Annotated in this window: 17 protein-coding genes; 14 read left to right on the forward strand and 3 right to left on the reverse strand. The window is 75.8% G+C overall.

The window, feature by feature from the left end; all coding sequences use genetic code 11:
* The first annotated feature begins 74 nt into the window (after positions 1 to 74).
* Positions 75 to 881 carry a class III extradiol ring-cleavage dioxygenase family protein gene (locus tag FHU37_RS00150; RefSeq protein WP_312892345.1) on the forward strand — a complete coding sequence of 269 codons (807 nt, stop codon included), beginning with the start codon at positions 75 to 77 and terminating at the stop codon, positions 879 to 881.
* 82 nt (positions 882 to 963) lie between these two features.
* Here the strand turns inward: FHU37_RS00150 and FHU37_RS00155 are convergent, their stop codons facing one another.
* Positions 964 to 1,197, reverse strand: coding sequence for an antitoxin (locus FHU37_RS00155; RefSeq protein ID WP_312892346.1), 234 nt, complete (start codon positions 1,195 to 1,197; stop codon positions 964 to 966).
* 225 nt (positions 1,198 to 1,422) lie between these two features.
* On the opposite strand from FHU37_RS00155, the gene miaA reads away from it, so the two are divergent.
* The 5 genes from miaA to hflX all read left to right on the forward strand — a co-directional run bounded on the left by miaA (position 1,423) and on the right by hflX (position 9,010).
* Positions 1,423 to 2,451 carry a tRNA (adenosine(37)-N6)-dimethylallyltransferase MiaA gene (miaA, locus tag FHU37_RS00160; RefSeq protein ID WP_179812206.1) on the forward strand — a complete coding sequence of 343 codons (1,029 nt, stop codon included), beginning with the start codon at positions 1,423 to 1,425 and terminating at the stop codon, positions 2,449 to 2,451.
* Positions 2,452 to 2,660: 209 nt separating this feature from the next.
* Complete coding sequence (locus FHU37_RS27340; RefSeq protein ID WP_218903879.1) at positions 2,661 to 3,464, forward strand: hypothetical protein; 804 nt, start codon at positions 2,661 to 2,663, stop codon at positions 3,462 to 3,464.
* Between the two features lie 117 nt (positions 3,465 to 3,581).
* The gene (gene dapF, locus FHU37_RS00170; RefSeq protein ID WP_179812207.1) at positions 3,582 to 4,460 is read left to right on the forward strand and encodes a diaminopimelate epimerase; all 879 of its coding nucleotides are present in this window, start codon (positions 3,582 to 3,584) and stop codon (positions 4,458 to 4,460) included.
* A gap of 186 nt (positions 4,461 to 4,646) precedes the next feature.
* Entirely contained in the window at positions 4,647 to 7,277 is a 2,631-nt protein-coding gene (locus FHU37_RS00175) for a RelA/SpoT family protein (RefSeq protein ID WP_179812208.1), read from the forward strand.
* Positions 7,278 to 7,471: 194 nt separating this feature from the next.
* Positions 7,472 to 9,010, forward strand: coding sequence for a GTPase HflX (gene hflX, locus FHU37_RS00180; RefSeq protein ID WP_179812209.1), 1,539 nt, complete (start codon positions 7,472 to 7,474; stop codon positions 9,008 to 9,010).
* 243 nt (positions 9,011 to 9,253) lie between these two features.
* Here hflX and FHU37_RS00185 read toward each other — a convergent pair whose 3' ends face one another.
* Positions 9,254 to 10,459, reverse strand: coding sequence for a trypsin-like serine peptidase (locus FHU37_RS00185; protein WP_179812210.1), 1,206 nt, complete (start codon positions 10,457 to 10,459; stop codon positions 9,254 to 9,256).
* Positions 10,460 to 11,028: 569 nt separating this feature from the next.
* Between FHU37_RS00185 and FHU37_RS00190 the strand changes: the two genes are divergently transcribed.
* The 7 genes from FHU37_RS00190 to FHU37_RS00215 are packed head-to-tail and all read left to right on the forward strand — an operon-like array spanning position 11,029 to position 22,093.
* A complete protein-coding gene (locus FHU37_RS00190) occupies positions 11,029 to 12,432 on the forward strand; it encodes a diaminobutyrate--2-oxoglutarate transaminase family protein (protein WP_312892726.1) in 1,404 nt (467 codons plus the stop codon).
* The gene (locus FHU37_RS00195) at positions 12,429 to 14,099 is read left to right on the forward strand and encodes a pyridoxal phosphate-dependent decarboxylase family protein (RefSeq protein ID WP_179812211.1); all 1,671 of its coding nucleotides are present in this window, start codon (positions 12,429 to 12,431) and stop codon (positions 14,097 to 14,099) included. Before FHU37_RS00190 ends, FHU37_RS00195 begins: the two co-directional genes overlap by 4 nt.
* Positions 14,096 to 15,958, forward strand: a complete 1,863-nt coding sequence (locus FHU37_RS27610) for an IucA/IucC family protein (protein WP_246449487.1) — start codon at positions 14,096 to 14,098, stop codon at positions 15,956 to 15,958. The genes FHU37_RS00195 and FHU37_RS27610 overlap by 4 nt, the downstream gene beginning before the upstream one ends.
* Entirely contained in the window at positions 15,955 to 16,602 is a 648-nt protein-coding gene (locus tag FHU37_RS27615) for a GNAT family N-acetyltransferase (protein ID WP_246449489.1), read from the forward strand. The genes FHU37_RS27610 and FHU37_RS27615 overlap by 4 nt, the downstream gene beginning before the upstream one ends.
* 43 nt (positions 16,603 to 16,645) lie before the next feature.
* A complete protein-coding gene (locus tag FHU37_RS27620; RefSeq protein ID WP_179812212.1) occupies positions 16,646 to 18,133 on the forward strand; it encodes a lysine N(6)-hydroxylase/L-ornithine N(5)-oxygenase family protein in 1,488 nt (495 codons plus the stop codon).
* Positions 18,134 to 18,177: 44 nt separating this feature from the next.
* Positions 18,178 to 19,956 carry an IucA/IucC family protein gene (locus tag FHU37_RS00210; protein WP_179812213.1) on the forward strand — a complete coding sequence of 593 codons (1,779 nt, stop codon included), beginning with the start codon at positions 18,178 to 18,180 and terminating at the stop codon, positions 19,954 to 19,956.
* A 40-nt stretch (positions 19,957 to 19,996) separates the two neighbouring features.
* Positions 19,997 to 22,093: an ATP-dependent DNA helicase gene (locus FHU37_RS00215; RefSeq protein ID WP_179812214.1), complete on the forward strand. Its 2,097-nt coding sequence runs from the start codon at positions 19,997 to 19,999 to the stop codon at positions 22,091 to 22,093.
* Between the two features lie 229 nt (positions 22,094 to 22,322).
* Here FHU37_RS00215 and lexA read toward each other — a convergent pair whose 3' ends face one another.
* Positions 22,323 to 23,000, reverse strand: a complete 678-nt coding sequence (gene lexA, locus FHU37_RS00220) for a transcriptional repressor LexA (protein WP_179812215.1) — start codon at positions 22,998 to 23,000, stop codon at positions 22,323 to 22,325.
* Between the two features lie 895 nt (positions 23,001 to 23,895).
* On the opposite strand from lexA, the gene nrdR reads away from it, so the two are divergent.
* On the forward strand, positions 23,896 to 24,405 hold the full coding sequence (nrdR, locus tag FHU37_RS00225; RefSeq protein ID WP_179812216.1) for a transcriptional regulator NrdR: 510 nt from the start codon (positions 23,896 to 23,898) through the stop codon (positions 24,403 to 24,405).
* The last annotated feature ends 161 nt before the right edge of the window (positions 24,406 to 24,566 follow it).

Raw genomic sequence — 24,566 nt, forward strand, 5'->3', positions numbered from 1 at the left:
CCGGCCTCCCTGACGACCTGCGCGACGATCGGACGGACGTGTTCGCTGCTGCTGCCATCTGCCCTGCCCCGCCCGTGCTCGTGCCACGGCTGGCCGGGGCGGCGGCCGTTGAGACGGAAGACCTCCGCAAGGCGTGCGGCGAGGCGATCGCCGCCGTGCTGGCGACCCACCCGGACCGCCTGGTGGTGGTGGGCCCCGCGGACCCCACCGGCCCCACCGGCCACACGCAGCCGGTGGAGGCCGGCGAGCCCCGCGCCTACCCGGCCGGAACCCGCGGGGACTTCGCCCGGTACGGGGTCCCCATGGAGGTCGTGCTGCCGGGCCGGCGCGTCGAGCCGGCCCCCGGGATGCCCGCCGCCCCGCGGACGGCCGACGACCGGCTCCCGTCGTCCCTGACGGTCGCCGCGCACCTGCTGGAGACCCTGGTGGACGGCGGGGCGGAGCTGCGGGTGGCCTGCGCGGCCGTCGCCCTGGATCCGCGCACCCCGGCGGAGGTCCTGCTGCGCGAGGTCGGCCCCGCGCTGGCGGCCGGCGACGAGCGGGTCGCCCTGCTGGTGGTGGGGGAGGGCAGCATCTGCCGCACCCTCAAGGCGCCGGGCTACCTGGACCAGCGCGCCGCGGCCTTCGACGCGGAGGTCGCCACGGCGCTCGCCTCGGGGGACGTCGCCGCGCTCGCGGCGCTGGACGGCGAACTGGCCGCCGAGCTGGGCGCCGGGGGGCGCGCCGCGTGGCAGGCCCTGGCCGGCGCTGCCGGCCCGGCGGCCCGGTCCGGCGAGCTGCGGGCCCGGCTGCTGCGCGAGGAGGCGCCCTACGGCGTGGGCTACTTCACCGCTCTGTGGCAGGCCGGGGACGCCCCCGGCCGACCGGAGGGCACCGACTAGGCACCGGGTGCCCCGGTGGGGCGGCGCCCGGGAGCACCGGCCGACCCGGGCGCCGGGGAGGTGCCCCGGGCGGCGGCGCGGACTACCGCCGCTCGCCCTCGGAGCCCGGCTCGCCGCCCCCTGCTCCCTGGCCGTAGCGCTCGCTGGCCGCCTCCTGCGCCTTGTCGACCTGCTCGGCGTACTTGCCGCCGGTGCGCTGGTCGACCGCGTCGCCGGCCTTCTCGACGCCCTTGTCGATCCGTTCGCCGCCCACCTTGTCCTTCAGCTGGTCGGCCTTGTCCTTGAACTTGTCGAACGCGCCCATGCCGTCCTCCACGAGTCCGTGCGGCGTCGCCGCCGGCGACCGGTCCCGCGAGGGTTCCCGGCCGCGAGCGGCCCTTCTCCTCCGACGCTACCTTTCCTGGTGGTTGATGTCCCCGTGGACGAGATGCGAATAAGAGGGCTTTCGACCTCTTTCGCCTGGTTCGGTGCCCCGGGTGCCGGATGCCCGGCGGCCTCCGCGGCGGTCGGTGGCGTCGTCGGCGTCTGGGAGACTTGCCTCATGTACAGCAGGTCCGACGACCCTTGCGCGGAGCCGTCCGCCCCCTCCGCAGTCCCGGGCGACGCGCTCGCCCGGCGCGCCGCCGCGGCCACCCGGCCGTCCTCCCCCGGCGCGCCCCGCGTCGTCGCCGTGGTGGGCGCGACCGCGGTGGGCAAGTCCGACCTGGGGGTCGCGCTGGCGGAGGAGCTGGGTGGCGAGGTGATCAACGCCGACTCCATGCAGCTGTACCGCGGCATGGACATCGGCACCGCCAAGCTCACCCCCGAGGAGCGGCACGGCGTTCCGCATCACCTGCTGGACGTCTGGGACGTCACCGTCACCGCCAGCGTCGCCGAGTACCAGCGGCTCGCCCGGGCGGAGATCGACCGACTGCTGGCCGCCGGCCGCACCCCCGTCCTGGTCGGCGGCTCCGGGCTGTACGTCCGCGCGGCGCTGGACGTGATGGAGTTCCCCGGTACCGACCCCGAGGTGCGCGCCCGGCTGGAGGCCGAACTGGCCGAGGAGGGCTCCGGCGCGCTGCACGCCCGCCTGGCCGCGCTCGATCCGAAGGCGGCCCGGGCGATCCTGCCGGGCAACGGCCGCCGGGTGGTGCGCGCCCTGGAGGTCGTGGAGATCACCGGCCGGCCGTTCACGGCGACGCTGCCGGTCCAGGAGTACGTCTACGACGCCGTCCAGATCGGGCTGGAGATGCCGCGCCCGGTGCTCGACGAGCGGATCGCGGCCCGGGTGGACCGGATGTGGCGGGCCGGCCTGGTCGACGAGGTGCGTCATCTGGCCGAATACGGTCTGCGCGAGGGCCGGACGGCCTCCCGCGCGCTGGGGTACCAGCAGGTCCTCGCCGCCCTCGACGGGGCGTGCACGGAAGCCGCGGCGCGGGAGGAGACCATCCGTGCCACGCGCCGTTTCGCCCGGCGGCAGGAGTCCTGGTTCCGCCGCGACGACCGCGTGGCGTGGTTGCCCCACGACGCCCCGGAGCTGGTCGGGCGGGCTCTGGAGCGGATTGGTTGCGCTCGAAACCAGTCGAACTGATCGCTGGAGCGGCCGATGCGAACCGGGGATTTCGCCCGAATTCGCCCGGATATCTGACCGGTGAGATCGGGCCAACCACGAACAATCACGACCTGATCACGTGATGGCCACGGAGGACCGGAACGAGGGCTTGCCGCCTCGCCGTCATGCCATGATCGAGGGGTCGGCGGCTGGATAAGCCGGTCAGGTGCGAAGTCCCGGGAGGCCGAGTGTCCATGGATACCGGCGCGCACCGCGATGTCGCCCCGGGCGACGCGAGACCCGACCCCTCCGGCAGACCGGGCGGCCACGCCCCGGCGCCCCGCCGACCGGCCGGACGGCACCCCCTCGACTCCGGCCCCACCGGCCCCGCGGTCGCCAGGTTCAGCCACGAGACGGAGCCGCGTGCGGACGCCGACGCCCTCGGCCTCGGCACCGCCGACGACCGGCACCACACGGCTCGTCAGGAACCGCCGCACGCCTCCCCGATCGTGGATCCGCACGGGGTGGATCCGCACGGCGCGGATCCGTTCGCCGACGCGCCCTTCGACGGCGAGCCCGCCCCGGACGCGCCGCCCGGCGCCGCCCGGTCGACGCAGCACAGGCGCTTCCCGCCCACCGCGCGGTTCGTCGAGGCCCGCCGCGCCGCGCGCGCCCACGAGACCGACGACGACCCCGCCGAGGAGCCGGCGCCCACCAGCACCTTCCGCGACATCCGCCCGCAGCGGCGCATCCGGCTCGTGGTGCTGGTGCCGCTGGTGACCCTGGCCACCCTGGGGTCGCTGATGTTCGCCTTCCCGCTGGCCTTCTCCCCGAACGGCGACGGCGCCCCGGCCGGCATCCTCGGCCTGCTGCTGATGGCCGCCGCGGCCTGCTGGGCGACGGTCGTCGGCCACCGCGCCGGCTCCCGGCTGCCGGGCCTGCCGCACAGCCTGGCCGGGCAGCGCCCCGACTGGCGCATCGTGCTGGCCTACGCCGCCGGCGTCGGCGTGCTGGCCGCGCTCGCCCTGTGGCGCGTCGCCGTCCTGGTCTGACCCCCGCCACCCCGGCCCGCCGCGAGGACCGCCCGCCGCGAGGACCGTCCGCCGCCGGGGCCGTCCGCCGCCCGGTCCGGCCGACGGCCACCGGGCCGGCGGACCCATAATGGGCGGGTGGACACTCTGCGCATCCTCAAGGGGCACGGCACCGGCAACGACTTCGTCATCGTGCCCGACCCCGACGGCTCCCTCGACCTCCCGCCCGCCATGGTCGCCCGGCTCTGCGACCGGCGGACCGGCATCGGCGGGGACGGCCTGCTGCGGGTGGTGCGCTCCGCGGCGCACCCGGAGGCGGCCGCGATGGCGGAGGAGGCGGAGTGGTTCATGGACTACCGCAACGCCGACGGCAGCGTCGCCGAGATGTGCGGCAACGGGGTCCGCGTCTTCGTGCGCTTCCTGGTCCGGGAGCAACTCGTCGCGCCGGGCGCCGTCGCCGTCGCCACCCGGGCCGGCGTCCGCCACGCGGTGATCGGAGCCGACGGCCCGGACGGCCCCGCGGAGGTCACCGTCGACATGGGCCCCGCCCGGCTGCCCGGCCCGGACGGCATCGTGGTGCGGGTCGGCGAGCGCTCCTGGCCGGCCCGCAACGTCAACATGGGCAACCCGCACGCGGTGGCCTTCGTCGACGACCTCGACCACGCCGGCGAACTGCGCACCGCCCCCACGGTGACCCCCGCCGCCGCCTACCCGGACGGCGTGAACGTGGAGTTCGTGGTGGACCGCGGCGAACGCCACGTGGCGCTGCGGGTCCACGAGCGCGGCTCCGGGGAGACCCTCTCCTGCGGCACCGGCGCCTGCGCCGTCATGGTGGCCGCGGCCCGCCGGGACGGCCTCGACCCGGCGCGCAGCGGACAGCCCGCCACCTACACCGTGGACGTCCCCGGCGGACGCCTGCGGATCACCGAACGCCCGGACGGGCACGTGGAGATGACCGGCCCGGCCGTCATCGTCGCCGAGGGCCGGATCGACCCGGACTGGCTCGCCACGGGGTGACCACCCCGGCGGACGCACGGCTGTGCGAGGCCGCCGTGGGGCGCGTCCGCCGAAAGAGTGGACTTGGTGACGGTGGGAAACGCGCCGGCCGCCCGGCATGTTGCTCTCGGTAGCATCCAGGCGGCCGCCGCCGGCCGACCGCCGGGGCGGGCCCGCCGCAGTGACGACGCTGCCGGAGGTACCCCAATGCCCGCAGCCCCGGGTGACAACCCCGATCCCGCCGCGCCCACCCTCCCGCCTCCACCCTCCCCACCCGCCCCGGCGTCCGCCCCCGCGCCGGAGCCGGCGGGGCGCGTCGGCACCCGCCGGGACCGTCCCGGCCTGATCACCCTGCCCGGCCGGGTCAACATGGCCACCGCCGCCCTGCTCACCTCCGGACTGCCGAACCGGCGGGGCGGCGCGCCGGAGGTGCCGCACGCCCTGCAGCCCATCGTCCGGGTCCACCGCGCCCACCACCCGCGCGCCGACCTCGGCGTGCTGCACCGCGCCTACCTGCTCGCCGAGCGCTGCCACCGCGGTCAGCTGCGCAAGAGCGGCGGCCCGTTCATCACCCACCCGCTCGCCGTCGCCATGATCCTCGCCCAGCTCGGCGCGGAGACCACCACGCTCGCCGCCGCCCTGCTGCACGACACCGTCGAGGACACCGACCTGACCCTGCGGCAGGTCCGGGAGCACTTCGGCCCCGAGGTGGCCTACCTCGTCGACGGGGTCACCAAGCTGCGCAAGGTCGACTTCGGCGCGGCGGCCGAGGCCGAGACCTTCCGCAAGATGCTGGTCGCCACCGGCGACGACCTCCGCGTGATGGTCATCAAGCTCGCCGACCGGCTGCACAACATGCGCACCATCCAGCACATGAAACCCAGCAGCCAGGTGCGCATCGCCAAGGTGACCCGGGACGTCCTCATCCCGCTCGCCGAACGCCTGGGCGTGCAGACCATCAAGGCCGAGCTGGAGGACACGGTCTTCGCCACCCTCCACCCGGAGGAGTACGCCCGGACCCGCGCCATGATCACCGCCCACGAGGCCCGGCCGGACGACCCGCTGGCCGACCTCGCCGCCGAGGTGGGCCGGGCCCTGCGGGAGGCGCGCGTCCCCGCCGAGGTGCGCCCCTACGCCCGGCACTGCGTCTCGACGCACCGGGTCCGGCTGCGCCGGGGCGGCGACCGACTCGGCCCCTACGACTTCGGCCGGCTGCTGGTGCTGGTGGAGCGCGACCGCGACTGCTACGCCGCGCTCGGCGTGCTGCACACCCGGTACACGCCGGTGGCCGGCGGCTTCACCGACTACGTGGCGACGCCCAAGTTCAACCTGTACCAGTCGCTGCACACCTCGGTGGCGACGGCCGGCGGGGACGTGGTGGAGACGCTGATCCGCACCCACCGGATGCACCGGGTGGCCGAGTACGGCGTGGTGGCGCTGCACGCCGAGGACGCGGAGGCCGCCGCCGACCCGACCGCCGGAGCGGCGGACATCGAGGCGACCGAGGACGGGTCGGCGGAGCACGGGGCGGCCGGCGCGCCGGGCTCCGCCGGACCGGTGCCGCTGGTCGCCGGGGAGGCCCCCGGCCCGGACGCGCCCCCGCGGCCGGGACTCCGCCAGGAGCCGGACCCCGCGCCCGCGGACGCCCCCCGCACAGGTCCCGCGGAGCGGCCGGGCCGACCGGAACACCCCGACCGCGCGGCCGGCCGGGGGCGGGGGGACCGCCCGGCGCGCCCCGGGTGGCTCACCCGGCTGCTGCGCTGGCAGCTCCAGGCCCCGGACCCGGACACCTTCTGGTCCTCGCTCACCGCGGAGATGGCCGAGGACCAGGAGATCACCGTGCTGTCCACGGACGGCCGCACCCTCCAGCTCCCTCCCGGCGCCACCTGCGTGGACGCCGCCTACGCGCTGGGCGAGCGCACCGGTCACGGGTGCGTGGCGGCGCGGCTCAACGGCCGCCTGGTCAGCCTGTCCGCGCGGCTCGGCGACGGCGACGTCGTCGAACTGCTCTCCTCGCCGGGAGAGCCCTCCGGGCCGTCCCCGAGCTGGCTGCACATGGCCCGCACCCCCGTGGCGCGGATCGCCATCGCCCGCTGGCTGGAACAGCACGGCACGGCCACCGGCGGCACCGGGCGGCCCCGCGCCGGGACGGCGCCGGGCACCGGGGCCGACGTCCCCGACCGGACCGGCGACGTCCCCGACCGGACCGGCGCCGGCGACCGGAACGCCGACGGCGACCGGGCCGGGAGCCGCCCCCGGGACGCGCCCGCGGCCCCCGACGGCGCCGCCCGCCCGGCACGGCGCCGCCCGCGGCGTCCGGAGCCGGCGGCCGGGATCCTCCGCGTCCCCGGGCACGCCGAGGCGCCGGTCCGCCTCTCCCGCTGCTGCACCCCGGTGCCCCCCGACCCCCTGGTCGGCTACCTGCTCCGCCGGGGCACGGTCGCCGCGCACCGCCGCGACTGCGCGGAGGGGGAGGCGATGCGGCGGGCCGGCCGCGCGGTCGTCCGGGTGGAGTGGGTGCCCGGAGCCCGGGCCCGGCACCGGGTGACCCTCCAGGCCGAGGCGCTCAGCCGCCCCGGCCTGCTGGCCGACGTCACCGCCGCGCTGTGCGACGCGGACGTCGCCGTGGTCGCGGCGGAGGTGGGGCCGCCGCGCGCGGCCCAGGTGCGGCACACCTACACCGTGGAGCTGGCCGACCCCGCCCGGCTGCCGGAGCTGATGCGGGCGGTGCGCCGGGTGCCCGGCGTGTACGACGTCTACCGGGCGCGCCGCCCGGCCCCGGCGCACCCCCCGACCAGCCCGGGGGCGTCGCCGGCGGCGCGCGGTTGGGGGCGCTAATACGGGTGACGCCCATCGTCGCCCGTGCGACGATGGAATGGCCGGCCGCCCTCCGGCGTTGTACCGGGTGTCGCGCTCCGCACCAGGAGCGTGCCCGCCCCGGACGGCGCCGCGACGAGCCGGCGCAGGGGCCTGTGGCCCGGGTTCGCGACCGCGTGCCCCGGCCGGCCAATCCGTACTCCCGACAGGACACGATGACCTCGACTTACCGCAACCAGGACGACACCATCCGGGCCGCCGCGGAGGAACCGCTCGAACCCAGGTGGCGCCTGGAGGAGTCGCGGCGCGCCCAGGCGCTCATGGACGACGACGGCTACGCCCCGGACGCCGTGGACGAGTTCGCCTACGACGGCGACCAGTTCGACCGCAGCGAGCGCGCGGCGCTGCGTCGCGTCGCCGGACTCTCCACCGAACTCGCCGACGTCACCGAGGTCGAGTACCGCCAGCTCCGTCTGGAGCGCGTGGTGCTCGTCGGCGTCTGGACGGACGGCACCGTCGAGGAGGCGGAGAACTCCCTCGCGGAGCTGGCCGCGCTCGCCGAGACGGCCGGTTCCCAGGTGCTCGACGGGGTGATCCAGCGGCGCTCCCGCCCGGACCCGGCCACCTACATCGGCTCCGGCAAGGCGCAGGAGCTGCGGGACATCGTCCAGGCCAGCGGTGCGGACACCGTGGTCTGCGACGGTGAGCTCACCCCCGCGCAGCTGATCCACCTGGAGGACGCCGTCAAGGTCAAGGTGGTCGACCGCACCGCCCTGATCCTCGACATCTTCGCCCAGCACGCCAAGTCCCGGGAGGGCAAGGCGCAGGTCTCGCTCGCGCAGATGCAGTACATGCTGCCGCGCCTGCGGGGTTGGGGTCAGTCGCTCTCCCGGCAGATGGGTGGTGGTGGCTCCGGCTCCTCGGGCGGCGGCATGGCCACCCGTGGTCCCGGTGAGACCAAGATCGAGACGGACCGGCGGCGCATCCGCGAGAAGATGGCCAAGCTGCGGCGGGAGATCGCCGCGATGAAGAAGGGCCGGGACACCAAGCGGCAGGAGCGCCGCCGGGGTGCCGTCCCCTCGGTGGCCATCGCCGGCTACACCAACGCCGGCAAGTCCTCGCTGCTGAACCGGCTGACCGGTGCCGGCGTGCTGGTGGAGAACGCCCTGTTCGCCACCCTGGATCCGACGGTGCGCCGGGCCCAGACGCCGGGCGGCCGCGTCTACACGCTCGCCGACACGGTCGGTTTCGTGCGCCACCTGCCGCACCACCTGGTGGAGGCCTTCCGCTCCACCATGGAGGAGGTGGCCGACGCCGACCTCATCCTGCACGTGGTGGACGGCGCGCACCCGGATCCGACGGCGCAGCTGGCCGCGGTCCGCCAGGTGATCGCGGACGTCGAGGCGCAGGACGTGCCGGAGATCGTGGTGGTCAACAAGGCGGACGCCGCCGACCCGCTGGTGCTCCAGGCGCTGCTGCGCCGGGAGCCGCGGGCGATCGCGGTCTCGGCCCGCACCGGCCAGGGCATCGAGGAGCTGCTGGCCTGGATCGAGCGGGAGCTGCCGCACCCCGACGTCGAGGTGCTGGCCCTGCTGCCGTACGAGCGCGGCGACCTGGTGGCGCGGGTGCACCGGGACGGCGAGGTGCTCTCCACCGAGCACACCGAGCACGGCACCCTGCTGAGCGCCCGGGTGGGCCACGCGCTCGCCGCCGACCTGGAGGCGTTCGCGGTCCAGGGGGCTTCGGCGAGCTGACCGCCGGCCGGGGCGCGCCCCGGCTCGGCTGACCGACAGTGACGGCCTCGGGCCGGGAGCGGTGGCTCCCGGCCCGAGGCCGTCTCCGCCCCCGCCCGGTCGCCTGGGGCTGTCCGGGGTGGTGGCCGGCCGGCGGAGGGCCGGCCGGCGGCCGGAGGAGGAGGATCAGCGGTTGGCCGGATCGCTCCTGTCCTCCGGCGGCCGTTCGGCGCTATACCCGTCGACCGCGTCGGCGACGGTGCGTCAGCCGGCGGTGAACTCCTCGAAGGCGGCCTCGGCCTCGGCGCCGAGGTAGGGCCCGGCCATCCAGGTGTAGTCGAGGTCGGCGATGGAGTTGTTGCTGATCAGCACCCGCTCGCCGTCCCGCTCGGCGAACCAGCCGCCGCCGCTGGCGCCGCCGGTCATGGTGCAGCCGATCCACCACATCGGGGTGGTGTCCGGGGTGACGTCCAGCCGGTCCGGGTCGTCCTGGGCGCAGCTGTACAGGTCCAGCCCGTCGTAGGGCGGCACGGCCGGGTAGCCCCAGGCGTCGGCCCGCGCCAGCTCCTCGTCGGCGTTGAACCACACCGGGGCGGCGTCACCGACGGTCTCCTCCAGGGAGGTGGTGCTGCCGTCCATGTTGGCGACCCGCAGGATCGCCCAGTCCTCGGTGCTGGCCTCGTTGCCGTAGTTCTCGCCGGACTCCTGCCACAGCGTGGAGGCGGTGGCGTCGACGGCCCACCAGGCGCCGTAGGGGGAGAGCTCCTCCGTGGTCACGTCCGGGTCCTCGGCGTTGCCCGCGGAGTTGAAGGCCGGGACGAACATGATGTTGCGGTACCAGCCGGCGCCGTTGCCGCCGTGCACGCAGTGGCCGGCCGTCCAGACCAGGTTGGAGGCGCCGGGGTTGCTGGGGTCGGCCACCACGGTGGCCGAGCACTCGGCCGGGCCCTCGGGGGTGTCGAAGAACAGCTTGCCGACGATCGCCTCGCCCGTCTCGGCGTAGGGGCGCGGGGCGGCCTCCGCCTCGATGGCCGGCGGGACGCCGTCGTCCGGCTCCTCGGGCTCGGGGGTCGGGCTCTCGGCCGGCGGCTCCTCCTGCTGCGGGGGCTCGGCCTGCTCGAAGCGCTCCGGGTCCCACAGGTCGCGGATCAGCGGGTTCTGGAAGATGTGCTGGTCGGCCCAGTTCCGCCAGTCGTCCCACTGCCAGTCCTCGTAGCCCTCCAGGTTCTCCAGGGCCTCGATGCCCTGTTCGGCGAGCTGGTCGAGGTCGACGTCGAACTCCGGGATGGCCAGGGCCTCCGAGCCGGGGCCCGGGGCGTCGCCGCTGGGCTCGGCGGAGGGGGAGGCGGAGGGCGCCGCCGCCGGGTCCTCCCCGCTCGGCGCGCAGGCCGTCGCCAGGAGCAGGGATGCCGTGAGCGCGGCGAGCGCGGCGCCGCCGCGGCGCCCCCGCGTGAGGAATCGTCTGGACATGAGACGTGAAAACCCCCTGTGCCGGTGCGACGGTGACACCGGCTTGTCGTATCGCGTGCGTGGAGCCGTGGACGCCTTCGGTCGCGCCGGCAGGTCCCCGACCACCGGGCACGGCTGGTGAGACGTTCGTTTTCGGCCACCACTATGCCGTGGTGCCGGCGGCGGCCTGGCGCAGGGTCCGGATAAGGCCCTGAGCATGACAGTCGCCGCCCCCGTGGGTGGGCGCCGCATCGTAGCGCGGAGACCGCCTCCGAGGGCGAATTCCCGTGACAGTTGGTCACTAGGGGGGACGACCGCCGGGAGTTCGGCGGTTCCATGGCTAACGTGACACAGCGTTCCGGCGGACTTGCATCGCGTCACGTAAATAAGGTAAGCCTTGCCTACCTGTCACCGATCGAGGAGGTTCGGGCGTGACCGCACCCCCGACGCCCGCACGGCCCACGGCCACGCCACCCCCCACCCCGCGGCCCCCGGCGCCCGCCGCCGACGCCCCGCCCGGCCCGCGCACCCCGGCCCCGCGCACGGGCCGACCGGGCACCCCCACGCCCCCGCGGCCCGACCACGAGGCCATCCTGCGCCGCCAGGCGGAACGCGAGTCCGCCGCCCGCACCTACGCCCGCTCCTTCCCCGTCGTCCCGGTCCGCGCCCGCGGCATGACCATCGAGGGCGCCGACGGCCGCCGCTACCTCGACTGCCTCTCCGGCGCCGGCACCCTCGCCCTCGGCCACAACCACCCGGTCGTCCTGGAGGCCATCCGCGCCGCGCTCGACGCCGAGGCCCCGCTGCACGTCCTGGACCTCGCCACCCCCATCAAGGACGACTTCGTCCAGGAGCTCTACGAGGCCCTGCCACCCGAGTTCGCCGCCGACGCCCGCATCCAGTTCTGCGGCCCGGCCGGCACCGACGCCGTCGAAGCCGCCCTCAAACTCGCCCGCACCGCCACCGGCCGCCACGGCGTCCTCGCCTTCGGCGGCGCCTACCACGGCATGACCGCCGGCGCCCTCGCCGTCTCCGGCGACCTGAACCACCGCCACCACCTCGGCGCCGCCGCCGGCGTCGGCGCCACCCACCTGCCCTACCCGCACCCCTACCGCTGCCCCTTCGGCATCGGCGCCGACGGCTGGCGCACCGCCGCCCACTACACCGCCGCCCTGCTGGAGGACCCCAAGAGCGGCCTCCAGCCGCCCGCCGGAATGATCCTGGAGGCCGTCCAGGGCGAGGGCGGAGTCGTCCCCGCGCCCGACGCCTGGCTGCGCCGCATGCGCGAGATCACCACCGCGCACGGCATCCCGCTGATCGTCGACGAGATCCAGACCGGCCTCGGCCGCACCGGCGCGCTCTGGGCCGTCCAGCACAGCGGCGTCACCCCGGACGTCATGGTGCTCTCCAAGGCCATCGGCGGCAGCCTGCCGCTCGCCGTCGTCGTCTACCGCTCCGCGCTCGACACCTGGTCACCCGGCTCGCACGCGGGCACCTTCCGCGGCAACCAGCTCGCCATGGCCGCCGGCGCCGCCACCCTGCGCCACGTGCGCGCCGCCCACCTCGCCGAACGCGCCGCCGAGGTGGGCGCCCGCATGACGGCGGCACTGCGCGGGCTCGCCGCCCACCACCCCTGCGTGGGCGAGGTCCGCGGGCGCGGCCTGATGATCGGCCTGGAGATCGTGCGCCCCGACGCCGAACCCGACCACCTCGGCGCCCGCCCCCCGGCCCCGCACACCGCCGCCGCCATCCGCGGCGAAGCCCTCGCCCGCGGCCTCATCCTGGAGATCGGCGGACGGCACGACAGCGTCGTGCGCCTGCTGCCCCCACTGACCATCACCGACGAACAGGCCGAGGCCGTCCTGCAACGCCTCGCCGACGCCGTGGCCGCCGCCACCCTCGACGGCGGCCACCTGCGCGGCGACGAACACCGCGCGGCCCCCGACCTCGCCGGCCGCGAACGCCGCCCCCACCCCACGGCGGGCACCCGATGACCACCACCCCGGACGGCGGCACCGCCGTCCCCGCCGACGCCCTCGCCGGCGGCACCACCGGCCCCGACGCCCTCGCCCCCCTCCTGCACACCGTCCTCGACGCCCTCGCCAAGGGTGCCGTCGACCGCGCCGGCCCGCTCCCCGACGGCGGCCCCACCGGCACCGCCCGGGACATCGCCCACGCCCTGCGCCACCCCGCACCCCCGACCGCCCCCGTAACCCCGCCCCGCCCCGACCTGCTGCGCCCCCGCGGCACCGGACCCACCGAAGCCCTGCACACCCTCACCCGGGCCCTCGCCCGCGGCGCGGCCGACCCTGCCGACCCCGCCTGCGCCGCCCACCTGCACTGCCCGCCCCTGGCCGTCGCCGCCGCCGCCGACCTCGCCGCCGCCGCCCTCAACCCCTCCCTCGACTCCTGGGACCAGGCCCCCTCCGCCACCGCCCTGGAAGAGGCCGTCATCACCGCCTTCGCCACCCTGGTCGGCTACGACCCCGCGCACGCCGCCGGCGCCGTCACCTCGGGCGGCACCGAGTCCAACCTCACCGCCCTGCTGCTGGCCCGCGACACCGCCCTGCGCGCCCACGCCCAGCAGGCCACCCCGACCCACGACCCCACCGACGGCATCCCGCCCCACTGGGCCGGCCGCCTGCGCGTGTTCTGCTCCACCGAGGCCCACTTCTCCATCGCCCGCTCCGCCGGCATCCTCGGCATCGGCGCCGGCCGCACCACCACCGTGCCGACCGACGACCGGCACCGCATGGACCCCGCCGCCCTCGACGCCGCCCTGGCCGCCGCCACCCGCGACGGCAACCTGCCCGTCGCGGTCGTCGCCACCGCCGGCACCACCGACACCGGCAGCATCGACCCGCTCGAACCCATCGCCGCCGTCTGCCGCCGCCACCGCGTCCACCTCCACGTCGACGCCTCCTACGGCACCGGAGCCCTCTTCACCCCCCGGCTGCGCCCACTCCTCGACGGCCTCCCCGAGGCCGACACCATCGCGCTGGACACCCACAAACTCGGCTGGCAACCCGTCGCCTCCGGCATCCTGCTGGCCCGCCACGCCGACACCTTCCACCCCCTGGCACAGCGCGCCGCCTACCTCAACCCCGACGACGACGAGGCCGCCGGCTACCCCTCACTCCTCGGCCGCTCGCTGCGCACCACCCGCCGCGCCGACGCCTTCAAGATCGCCGTCACCCTCCGCGCCCTCGGCACCGACGGCCTCGGCGACCTCGTCGAACGCTGCCACCGGCTCGCCCACCACGCCGCCCGCCGCATCGACGCCCACCCACGCCTGGAACTCCACGCCCCGCCCGTGCTCACCACCGTGGTCTTCCGCTACCTGCCGCCCCCCGGCACCCCCGCATCCGCCACCCCGACCCCACCGGCCGACCCCGACCGGATCAACGCCCGACTGCGCCGCCGCCTGCTGGAGACCGGACGGGCCGTCATCGGCCGCACCACCGTCCGCCCGGCCACCGGCCCCGGCACCCCGCCCGGCACCGTCCGGCTGAAGCTCACCCTGCTCAACCCGCACACCACCCCCGACGACCTCGACCAGCTGCTGAGCCTCGTCGTCACCGAGGGCGACGCCCTCAGCACCAGCCACACCCCCGGCGACCACCCCGTCCCGCCGCGCCGACCCCGATGCGAGGAGCCATGAGACAGCCCGCCCCCACCCGCGCCCAGACCGCCACCACCGACGGCGCCCCCCGGCCGCCCCAGCCGGACCCCCTCCTGCACCCCGACCCCGCCCACGCCGCCCACGCCGCCGCCATCGAACACCTGCTGCGCTGCTGGACCCGCGAGACCGACACCCCCCGCCCGCACGACGACGTCCTCACCATCCGCACACCCGACGGCCGCACCGAACTCCGCGCCCCGCTACGCCACTGGTCCCGCAGCGGATGGCACCGCTTCGACCCGCCCGTCCTCCACCACACCGACACCGGGCACACCCACCACCCCGCCCCCACCGAGGTCGCCGCCCTGCTCAGCGCCTGCGCCGCCACCCACGGCGGCGCCACACCCGACGGCCACCCCGCCCCCGCCCCCGCCGCCGGCGACGCCCACGCCACCGCCGACCTCCTCGCCCGCGTCGCCGACTCCACCCGCGTGGTCACCCAGATCCTCACCGCACGCCGCCGCGACCCCGCCCCGCCCACCACCGACCTCTTCCTCACCGCCGAACAGTCCCTCCTCCTCGGCCACCCCCTGCACCCCGCCCCCAAGAGCCGCGACGACCTCGACCCCGCCTCCACCGCCGCCTGGTCCCCCGAACTGCGCGGCTCCTTCCCCCTGCACTGGTTCGCCGTCCACCACGACCTCGTCGCCACCGACTCCGCCGCCGAACTCCCCGCCACCGAACTCCTCGCCCGCCACGCCGCCGCGCCCGCCACACCCCCCGGAACCCTCCCGCTGCCCGCCCACCCCTGGCAGGCCACCCACCTCGCCGACCGGCCCGAATGGGCCCGGCTCATCGACGACGGCCTGCTGCGCCCCCTCGGACCGGCCGGCCCGCACTGGCACCCCACCTCCTCCGTGCGCACCGTCCACCGCAGCGGCCAGCCCTGGATGCTCAAGCTCTCCCTCGGCCTGCGCATCACCAACAGCCGCCGCGAGAACCTCCGCAAGGAACTCCACCGCGGCACCGAGGTGCACCGCCTCCTGGAAACCGGACTCGCCCGCCGCTGGCACGCCGCCCACCCCCGCTTCGACATCGTCCGCGACCCCGCCTGGATCGGCGTCGACCACCCCAACACCGCCGACACGCCCGACACCGCCCGCCCCGGCCCGCTCGACACCGTCCTGCGCGCCAACCCCTTCGCCCCCACCGACGACGTCACCTGCGTCGCCGCCCTCGTCGCGGAGAACCCCCTGCCCGACGACCCCGCGGGCGGCCGCTCCCGCCTAGCCGCCCTCCTGCACCGCCTCGCCGCCCGCTCCGGCCGCCCCGTCCCACAGGTCGCCACCGAGTGGTTCCTGCGCTACCTCGCCACCGTCGTCGCCCCCGTCGTCTGGCTCGACGGCCACGCCGGCATCGCCCTCGAAGCCCACCAGCAGAACACCCTCGTCCTGCTCGACCCCGACGGCTGGCCCAACGGCGGGCGCTACCGCGACAACCAGGGCTACTACTTCCGCGCCTCCGCCGCCGACCGCCTCGACGCCGCCCTGCCCGGCATCGGCGGCCACAGCGACACCTTCGTCGAGGACCCGGTCGTCGACGAGCGCTTCGCCTACTACCTCGGCATCAACAACATCCTCGGACTCGTCGGCGCCCTCGGCTCCCAGCGCCTCGCCGACGAGGACACCCTCCTCGCCGCCGCCCGCGACGCCCTCAGATCCCTCACCCCCACCGGCTCCCCCCTCCCCGCCCTCCTCCTGGAACGCCCCACCCTGCGCTGCAAGGCCAACCTGCTCACCCGCCTCGGCGGCCTCGACGAACTCGTCGGCCCCGTCCACAGCCAGTCCGTCTACGTCACCATCGGCAACCCCCTGCACGCCGCGCCGGACCACCCATGACCCACCACGACCCCCACGACCCCACCCACCACCATCCGGCCCCACCCGCAACGCCCACCCCCGGCGACGCCGCCCACGCCCTGCGGCCCGTCACCGACTGGGGCCCCATCCCCACCCCCCACGGCACCTTCCGGCTGCGCCCCGTCGACCTCGACCACGACCTGCCCACCCTCACCCGCTGGATGAACGACCCCGCCGTCGACGCCTTCTGGCAACTCGCCGGGCCCTGCGCCACCACCCGCGACCACGTGGCCCGACAGCACGCCGGCGGCGCACGGAGCCTGCCCTGCGTCGGCGAACTCGACGGCACCCCCATCGGCTACTGGGAGGTCTACCGCGCCGACCTCGACCCCCTCGCCCGCCACTACCCGGCACACCCCGGCGACATCGGCCTGCACCTGCTGCTCGGCACCGCCCGCCGACGCGGCCGCGGACTCGGCGGCACCCTGCTGCGCGCCCTCGCCGACCGACTCCTCGACCTGCACCCCCACGCGCCCCGCGTGCTCGCCGAACCCGACGTCACCAACACCCCCTCCGTCGCCGCGTTCCTGCACGCCGGCTTCCGCCTCGCCGCCGAACTCACCCTCCCCGACAAGACCGCCGCCCTGATGACCCGGGAGCGCCACCTGCGCCACCTGCTGTGACGGCGCCCGCCGACCCACCCCCCACACCCCACCGGGACCGCCCATGACCACACCCCCGCCCGACCGCCCCACCACCCCGCCCGCCGCCCCACCCACCACCGCGGACACCCACCACCCGGTCCACGACATCGTCGGCATCGGCATCGGCCCCTTCAACCTCTCCCTCGCCGCCCTCGCCGACGCCGTCCCCGACCTCGACTGCCTCTTCCTCGACGCCCGGGACACCTTCCGCTGGCACCACGGCCTCATGCTCGACGGCGCCCGCCTCCAGGTCCCCTTCCTCGCTGACCTGGTCTCCCTCGTCGACCCCACCAGCCGCTGGTCCTTCCTCAACTACCTCCGCCAGCACGACCGGCTCTTCCCCTTCTACTTCGCCGAACGCCTCCACCCCACCCGGCGCGAGTACGACGACTACTGCCGCTGGGTCGCCCACTCCCTGCCCACCTGCCGCTTCGGACGCACCGTCACCGCCGTCCACCGACACGACTCCCACACCTTCCGCGTCGAGTACCGCCCCACCACCGGCGGCCCGGTGCGCACCTGCTTCACCCGCAACGTCGTCCTCGGCATCGGCACCGCCCCCACCGTCCCGGACACCCTGCGCCCCCTGCTCGGCCCCCGGGTCTGGCACGCCGCCGACCACCTCGGCCGGCGCGCCGAACTCGACGGCGCCGCCGACATCACCGTCCTCGGCTCCGGACAGTCCGGCGCCGAGATCTTCCTCGACCTGCTGCGCACCCACGGCAACGCCGAGAAACCCACCGGACCCGCCACCCCCACCCTCACCGACGACCCCGGCCGACCCGGCACCCCCGCCCACCCCGGCGCCGAACCCACCGACGCCCCCGCCGGCCCACGCCTGCGCTGGCTCACCCGCACCCGCGCCTTCGCCCCCATGGAGTACTCCAAGCTCGGCCTGGAGCACTTCACCCCCGACCACACCCGGCACTTCCACGGCCTGCCCCAGGCCGTCCGCGACCGCCTGCTGCCCACCCAGTGGCAGCTGTACAAGGCCGCCAGCGCCGACACCCTCGCCGACATCCACGACGCCCTCTACGACCTCGGCACCGGCGGCGCCACCCCGCGCGCCGAGCTCCTCCCCGACACCGAGGTCACCGGAGCCCACCGCGAGGACGACACCCTCGCCGGCGCGCTCGTCCTGGACTGCCGCAACGGCACCACCGGGGCCCGCTTCCAGATCCGCACCGACGCCCTCGTGCTGGCCACCGGGTTCGCCGCCCCCACCCCGGAGCCCCTGGCCCCGATCGACGAACTCATCCGCCGCGACGACGCCGGACGCCTCCGCGTCGGCCTCGACCACCGCGTCGAACTGCGCCCGCTCACCGACGCCGGCCTGTACGTCCAGAACGCCGAACTCCACACCCACGGCGTGGGCACCCCCGACCTCGGCCTCGGCGCCTGGCGCGCCGCCACAATCCTCCACGCCGTCACCGGCCGCCGACTGCACCGCCTGCCCGCCCGCACCGCCTTCACCACCTTCGGGCCGCCACCCCAGGCCCGCCACCTCTGACCCGCCCCCAGACCAGCGCACCGCGCCACCACCCGGGAGACCCGATGACCGTCCCCGCCCACCTCACCGCCGAGCACTTCGCCCGGGCCAGCCGCGCCCTGGTCGCCAAGGCCATCGCCGAGTTCTCCTACGAGGAACTCCTCACCCCCACCCCCGACCCCGACGACCCCACCGGCCACCTGCTCCAGCCGGCCCCCGGCGTCAGCTACCGCTTCCGCGCCACCCGGCACGCCTACGGCAGCTGGCGCGTCGACCGGCACTCGCTACGCCGCCACCCGGAGGACTCCATAGACCTCGCCACCTTCCTCGCCGACACCCGGGACGCCCTCGGCCTGGACGGCGACACCGCCGGCCACCTGTACCGGGAGCTGTGCAACACCCTGCTCGCCGACACCCGGCTGGTCGCCACCACCCCACCCGTGCAGACCCTCGCCGACCTCGACTACGCCGAGCTGGAGGGCCACCAGAGCGGCCACCCCTGGCTCGTGGCCAACAAGGGCCGCCTCGGGTTCTCCGCCCACGACACCGACCTGTGGGCCCCCGAGGCCCGCCGACCCGTCCGGCTGCCCTGGATCGCCGTCCACCGCGACCTCGCCGAGTACCGCGGCACCGGCCCGCTCGCCGACCCCGCCACCCTGCTCGCCGGCCAACTCGACCCCGCCGTGCTGCAACGTTTCCGCAGCGAGCTGACCAGCCGCTCCCTCAACCCGGCCGACTACCACTGGCTCCCCGTGCACCCCTGGCACTGGGACACCACGGTCCTGCCGCTCTTCGCCGCCGACATCGCCGCCGGACGCATCGTCCCGCTCGGCGAGGCCGGCGACACCTGGCTGCCCCAGCAGTCCATCCGCACCTTCCTCAACACCAGCCGCCCGGACCGGCTCAGCGTCAAACTCCCGCTGCGGATCCTCAACACCCTCGTCTGGCGCGGCCTGCCCACCGAACGCACCCAGGCCGCCCCGGCCGTCACCGCCTGGATCCAGGGCCTGTGCGAGGGCGACCCCTTCCTCCGCGACCACTGCCGCGTCGTCCTGCTCGGCGAGGTCGCCTCGGTCACCGTCCGCCACGCCCACCTGGAGTCCGTGCCCGGCGTGCCCTACCAGTACCGGGAACTGCTCGGCGCCATCTGGCGCGAGCCCGTGGCCACCCGGCTCGACACCACCGAGCGCGCCCGCACCCTGGCCTGCCTGCTGCAGACCGACGGAGCCGGCCGCTCGCTGGCCGCCCACCTGATCAGCCGCTCCGGGATGACCGCGGGCGAGTGGGTGCGCCGGCTGCTCGGCGCCACGCTGCCGCCCCTGCTGCACTTCCTCTACCGCTACGGCGTCGTCTTCTCCCCGCACGGCGAGAACGCCATCGTGCTGTTCGACGAGCACGACGTGCCCACCCGACTGGCCGTCAAGGACTTCGTCGACGACGTCAACATCAGCGCCAAGCCGCTGCCCGAACTCGACGACCTCCCCGAGGAGGTGGCCGGCGTGCTGCTGCGCGAGGAACCCGACTACCTGTGCCAGTTCCTGCACGCCGGGTTCTTCGTCGGGGTGCTGCGCTACCTCGCCCCCCTGCTCGAGGAGCAGCACGGGCTGCCCGAGCGGGAGTTCTGGTCCCTGGTCCGCGCGGAGATCACCGACCACCAGGCCCGCTTCCCGGAGCTCGCCGACCGCTTCACCACCTTCGACCTGCTCACCCCCTGGATCGACCGGCTCTGCCTGAACCGCAACCGCCTGCTGCTGGACGGCTACCGGGACAGCCCGACCCGCCCGCACGTGGCCGCCCACGGCCGGGTCCGCAACCCGCTGGCCCCACCGGGGCGGGGCGAGTAGGACACGGCTGTCGGCCCGGCGCTCTAGGCTGGGACCCGCCATGAGTGAACCCAGCACCCGCGATCTGCTCGCCACCGCCGTCGAGGCCGTCGGAGGTACCGAGCGCCCCGGCCAGCTCGCGATGGCCGAGGCCGTCGCGGACGCCATCGCCTCCGGCGAGCACCTGCTCGTCCAGGCCGGCACCGGCACGGGCAAGTCCCTCGCCTATCTCGTCCCGGCCCTGGCGCACGGCGACCGCGTCGTGATCGCCACGGCGACCATCGCGCTGCAGCGCCAGCTCGTCGAGCGGGATCTGCCCCGCACGGTCACCGCCCTGCGGGGCAGCCTGCGCCGCACCCCGGAGTTCGCCATGCTCAAGGGGCGCGGCAACTACCTGTGCCTGCACCGGCTGCACGAGGGGGCGCCGGACGACGAGCAGGACGCCCTGCTGGACCGCGCCGAGGTGACCACCGGGGCGACCAGCAAGCTCGGCAAGGACCTGCTGCGGCTGCGCGACTGGGCCGACGACACCGAGACCGGCGACCGCGACGACCTCACCCCCGGGGTCTCCGACCGGGCCTGGTCACAGGTGTCGGTGACCTCCCGGGAGTGCCTGGGCGCCTCCCGCTGCCCCTACGGCGCGGAGTGCTTCGCCGAGGCGGCCCGGGAGCGCGCCAAGCTGGCCGACGTCGTGGTGACCAACCACGCGCTGCTGGCCATCGACGCGATCGAGAACGCCCCGGTGCTGCCGGAGCACGACGTGCTGATCGTGGACGAGGCGCACGAACTGGTCTCCCGGGTCACCGGCGTGGCGACCGCCGAGCTGACCTCGGGGGCCGCGAACCGGGCGGTGCGCCGGTCGGTGAAGCTGGCCAACGGCACCGCCGTGGACGCCATGCAGTCGGCGGTGGACCAGTTCACCGGCCTGATGGAGATTGCGCAGCCGGGGCGGCTGACCGAGCTGCCGGAGGACCTGGCCTGGTGCCTGGCGGCGCTGCGGGACGGCTGCCGCGCGGTGATCACCTCGCTGGGCGAGGTGCGGGACCGCGGCGTCTCCGACGAGGACGCGGCCCGCAAGCAGGCGCTGGCCTCCGTGGAGAACGTCCACGAGACGGTGGAGCGGGTGCTGAGCCGCTCGCCCTACGACGTGGTGTGGATCGAGCGGCACGACCGCTTCGGCGCGACGCTGCGGGTGGCGCCGCTGACCGTGGCCGGCCTGCTGCGCGAGGGCCTGTTCGGGAAGCGCCGGGTGGTGCTCACCTCCGCCACGCTGAAGCTGGGCGGCGACTTCGAGCCGGTGGCCACCTCGGTGGGCCTGTTCGCCTCCGACCGGCTGTCGGAGGACGGCGGGGACGGCGGCGCCCAGTCGCCGGCGGCGGCGCCCGCGGCCGAGCCGGCCGCCGGGGGAGAGGGGGAGGAGGAGGTCGTCCCGGCGCCCTGGCGGGGCATCGACGTCGGTTCGCCGTTCGACTACCCGAAGCAGGGCATCCTCTACGTGGCCCGGCACCTGCCGCAGCCGGGCCGTGACGGACCGGCGCCGGCGATGCTGGACGAGCTCGCCGAGCTGATCGAGGCGGCCGGCGGGCGCACCCTGGGGCTGTTCTCCTCCATGCGGGGCGCCCAGGCGGCCGCCGAGGCCATGCGGGAGCGGCTGGACCACCGGGTGCTGCTCCAGGGCGAGGACACCCTCGGCGAGCTGATCCGGACGTTCGCGCAGGACGCCGGCACCTGTCTGTTCGGCACCCTGTCGCTGTGGCAGGGGGTGGACGTTCCGGGCTCGGCCTGCCAGCTGGTGGTGATGGACCGCATCCCCTTCCCGCGTCCGGACGATCCGCTGATGAGCGCCCGGCAGCGCGCGGTGGAGGAGGCCGGCGGCAACGGGTTCATGGCGGTGGCGGCGCGGCACGCCGCGCTGCTGATGGCCCAGGGGGCGGGCCGGCTGGTGCGTTCGGCGGGGGACCGCGGTGTGGTGGCCGTGCTGGACCCGCGGCTGGCCACGGCGCGCTACCGGGGCTTCCTGCGGTCCTCCATGCCGGACTTCTGGTACACGGAGAACCCGCGCCAGGTGCGCTCCTCGCTGGCCGCCATCAACGCCTCGGCGCCGCCGCCGCTGCCGGTCGCGCCGCGTTCCACCGCGGATCCGCTCGGCGTGGGGTGAGCCGGGCCGGCGCCCGGCCGCGGCTGCCGGGCCCGGGTGACGCGCGAGGGCCCCACTCCCGGGTCCCCCACCGCTCGGGCGGGGTGGGGGACCCGGGAGTGGGGCCCTGGCCGTCCGGGGCGGCGGCGCCGGTATGGCGTGCAGCGCTGCGGGGACGGGGTGTGGACGGGCACCTCGGGGGCAGGGAGCCGGGTGCCGCGGCCGTGGGGGCGGGAGGGAGGGGCCTCGGTCAGACGCGGCGCAGCACCGCCACGACCTTGCCCAGCACGGTGGCGCCGTCGCCGGGGATGGGTTCGTAGGCGGCGTTGTGCGGCATCAGCCAGACGTGGCCGTCCTGGAGCCGGTAGCGCTTGACGGTGGCCTCGCCGTCCAGCATCGCGGCGACGATGTCGCCGTTGTCGGCGGTCGGCTGGCGGCGGACGGTGACCCAGTCGCCGTCGCAGATGGCCGCCTCGACCATGGAGTCGCCGACGACCTTCAGCAGGAACAGCTCCCCTTCGCCGACGACCTGCTTGGGCAGGGGGAAGACGTCCTCGACGGACTGCTCGGCGAGGATCGGCCCGCCGGCGGCGATCCGGCCCACCACGGGCACGTAGGAGGTCGAGGGGCGGCCCGGCTCGTCCACCTCGGGGGCGGTGCGCTGCGGCTCCAGCCCGCGCACCTCGTAGGCCCGGGGGCGGTGCGGGTCGCGGCGCAGGTAGCCCTTGCGTTCGAGGGCCATCAGCTGGTGGGCCACCGAGGAGGTGCTGGACAGGCCCACCGCCTGGCCGATTTCACGCATGGAGGGCGGGTAACCGCGGCGCTGGACGGAGTCCCTGATGACGTCGATGACTTTGCGCTGGCGTTCGGTGAGGCCGGAGGTGTCATTGCGGACGCCTGGTGGACGGCCTGGCAGAGAGCGGACCATGGCGGGTGCGGAATCCAGTGCGACGGTCGCCGACGGAATGCGCGGGTGCTCGTGTGAAGAGCGGTCCTGCACGGGTACAGAGCTGCGTCCGGTGCTGGTCACGGCGGCCCCTCTCGAAGGCGTTCTCCCTGGGTGTTCTCCCTGCCCGGTCAACGGTAGATCCCTTCGAAAGGTTGCGCCAAACACACGTTCGAGTGAATTAATCCGAGTTCTGCTGACAGGAACCGGGCGTTGGTGTATTCCATCGAAATCTCGTTCGACTGAGGCGATTCTAGTGGACCCCCACCCCGCCCGCGACGCGCCCGCGTAACCGCCCCGCCGGCGTTCCCGCCACCGTGCCCGCCCCCTCGCGACACGCCGGTCGACCGTTTCCCGGCCGCCGCCCGGCCGCCCGCCCCGCGGCCCGTTCGACCCCGCCCGGCGGCCCCGAGCCGCCCCGGCCGGGCGCCCGCGCGCGTGTACGATCCCGTGGTCGCCGGGATCCGCACCCACCCCTCCCGGGCACCCCCAACCACGCCCGCCGGGCCACCCCCGGAGGCCCTCCGGGCTGCCCGCGCGCCCCGCCAGGGCCCGCGGCGTGTCGACCCCCGGTGTCAGCCCCCACCTAGATCTTGTGGTTGCATAGGGGGCAGCCGCCCAGAAGTTGTGTTCAGGGCCGGTTGTTCGCCTAGGATGAGGCCCGCCTTCCGGCGCCACCACGCCGAGGCCACAGCCGCCCCGCGGCCCGACCGCCCAGACGCGCGCCACCCATTGGCGCGCGCCCCGGGCGACCGGTCCGAACCATGGCGCGGCACCGGCGACCCCCCGCGCCCCGGCGCGGCCGGGCGCGCCACCACCGCCGGCCGGTACCCGCCGACCCAGCGAATCGGGACACAGCGAGAGAGAGGGCCCCGCCATGCACTGCCCCTTCTGCAAGCACCCCGACAGCCGCGTGGTCGACAGCCGCACCGCCGACGACGGGGCCGCCATCCGCCGCCGCCGCCAGTGCCAGCACTGCGGCCGGCGCTTCACCACCATCGAGACCGCCACCCTCACCGTCATCAAGCGCAGCGGCGTCACCGAGGCCTTCAGCCGCGACAAGGTGATCGCCGGCGTCCGCAAGGCCTGCCAGGGCCGGCCGGTGACCGAGGACGCCCTGGCCGTGCTCGGCCACCGCGTCGAGGAGGCGCTCCGCGCCACCGGCAGCGCCGAACTGACCGCCCACGACGTGGGCCTGGCGATACTCGGCCCGCTGAAGGAACTCGACCTCGTCGCCTACCTTCGCTTCGCCTCCGTCTACCAGGCGTTCGACACCCTCGACGACTTCGAGGCCGCCATCGCGGAACTCCGCGCCACCCGGCCCGACCCCCACGGACCACCCCCCGCCGGAACCGGCGGCACCCGGCCCGCGCCCGCCGCCGGCTGACCCCGGCGCGCACCGGCCCCCCTCGGCCTCACCGGCCCCACGCGCGTACGCCCACGGCGCCCGTCCCCGGCGCCCCACGCGTCGCGCCCACCAGCCTGCGATCCCATCCGAACCACCCGTGTCGGGAAGACCGACGACGTCCAGGGCGTTGCAGCCCGTAG

This window comes from Allostreptomyces psammosilenae, from assembly GCF_013407765.1.
Lineage (GTDB): Bacteria > Actinomycetota > Actinomycetes > Streptomycetales > Streptomycetaceae > Allostreptomyces > Allostreptomyces psammosilenae.

What these genes read in the sequence shown, in the direction of transcription:
- miaA (WP_179812206.1), top strand. Translation starts at nt 1,423, where the DNA reads ATGTACAGCAGGTCCGACGACCCTTGCGCGGAGCCGTCCGCCCCCTCC.
- FHU37_RS00175 (WP_179812208.1), top strand. Translation starts at nt 4,647, where the DNA reads ATGCCCGCAGCCCCGGGTGACAACCCCGATCCCGCCGCGCCCACCCTC.
- hflX (WP_179812209.1), top strand. Translation starts at nt 7,472, where the DNA reads ATGACCTCGACTTACCGCAACCAGGACGACACCATCCGGGCCGCCGCG.
- FHU37_RS00185 (WP_179812210.1), bottom strand. Translation starts at nt 10,459, where the DNA reads ATGTCCAGACGATTCCTCACGCGGGGGCGCCGCGGCGGCGCCGCGCTC.
- FHU37_RS00195 (WP_179812211.1), top strand. Translation starts at nt 12,429, where the DNA reads ATGACCACCACCCCGGACGGCGGCACCGCCGTCCCCGCCGACGCCCTC.
- FHU37_RS27610 (WP_246449487.1), top strand. Translation starts at nt 14,096, where the DNA reads ATGAGACAGCCCGCCCCCACCCGCGCCCAGACCGCCACCACCGACGGC.
- FHU37_RS27615 (WP_246449489.1), top strand. Translation starts at nt 15,955, where the DNA reads ATGACCCACCACGACCCCCACGACCCCACCCACCACCATCCGGCCCCA.
- FHU37_RS27620 (WP_179812212.1), top strand. Translation starts at nt 16,646, where the DNA reads ATGACCACACCCCCGCCCGACCGCCCCACCACCCCGCCCGCCGCCCCA.
- FHU37_RS00210 (WP_179812213.1), top strand. Translation starts at nt 18,178, where the DNA reads ATGACCGTCCCCGCCCACCTCACCGCCGAGCACTTCGCCCGGGCCAGC.
- FHU37_RS00215 (WP_179812214.1), top strand. Translation starts at nt 19,997, where the DNA reads ATGAGTGAACCCAGCACCCGCGATCTGCTCGCCACCGCCGTCGAGGCC.
- lexA (WP_179812215.1), bottom strand. Translation starts at nt 23,000, where the DNA reads ATGGTCCGCTCTCTGCCAGGCCGTCCACCAGGCGTCCGCAATGACACC.
- nrdR (WP_179812216.1), top strand. Translation starts at nt 23,896, where the DNA reads ATGCACTGCCCCTTCTGCAAGCACCCCGACAGCCGCGTGGTCGACAGC.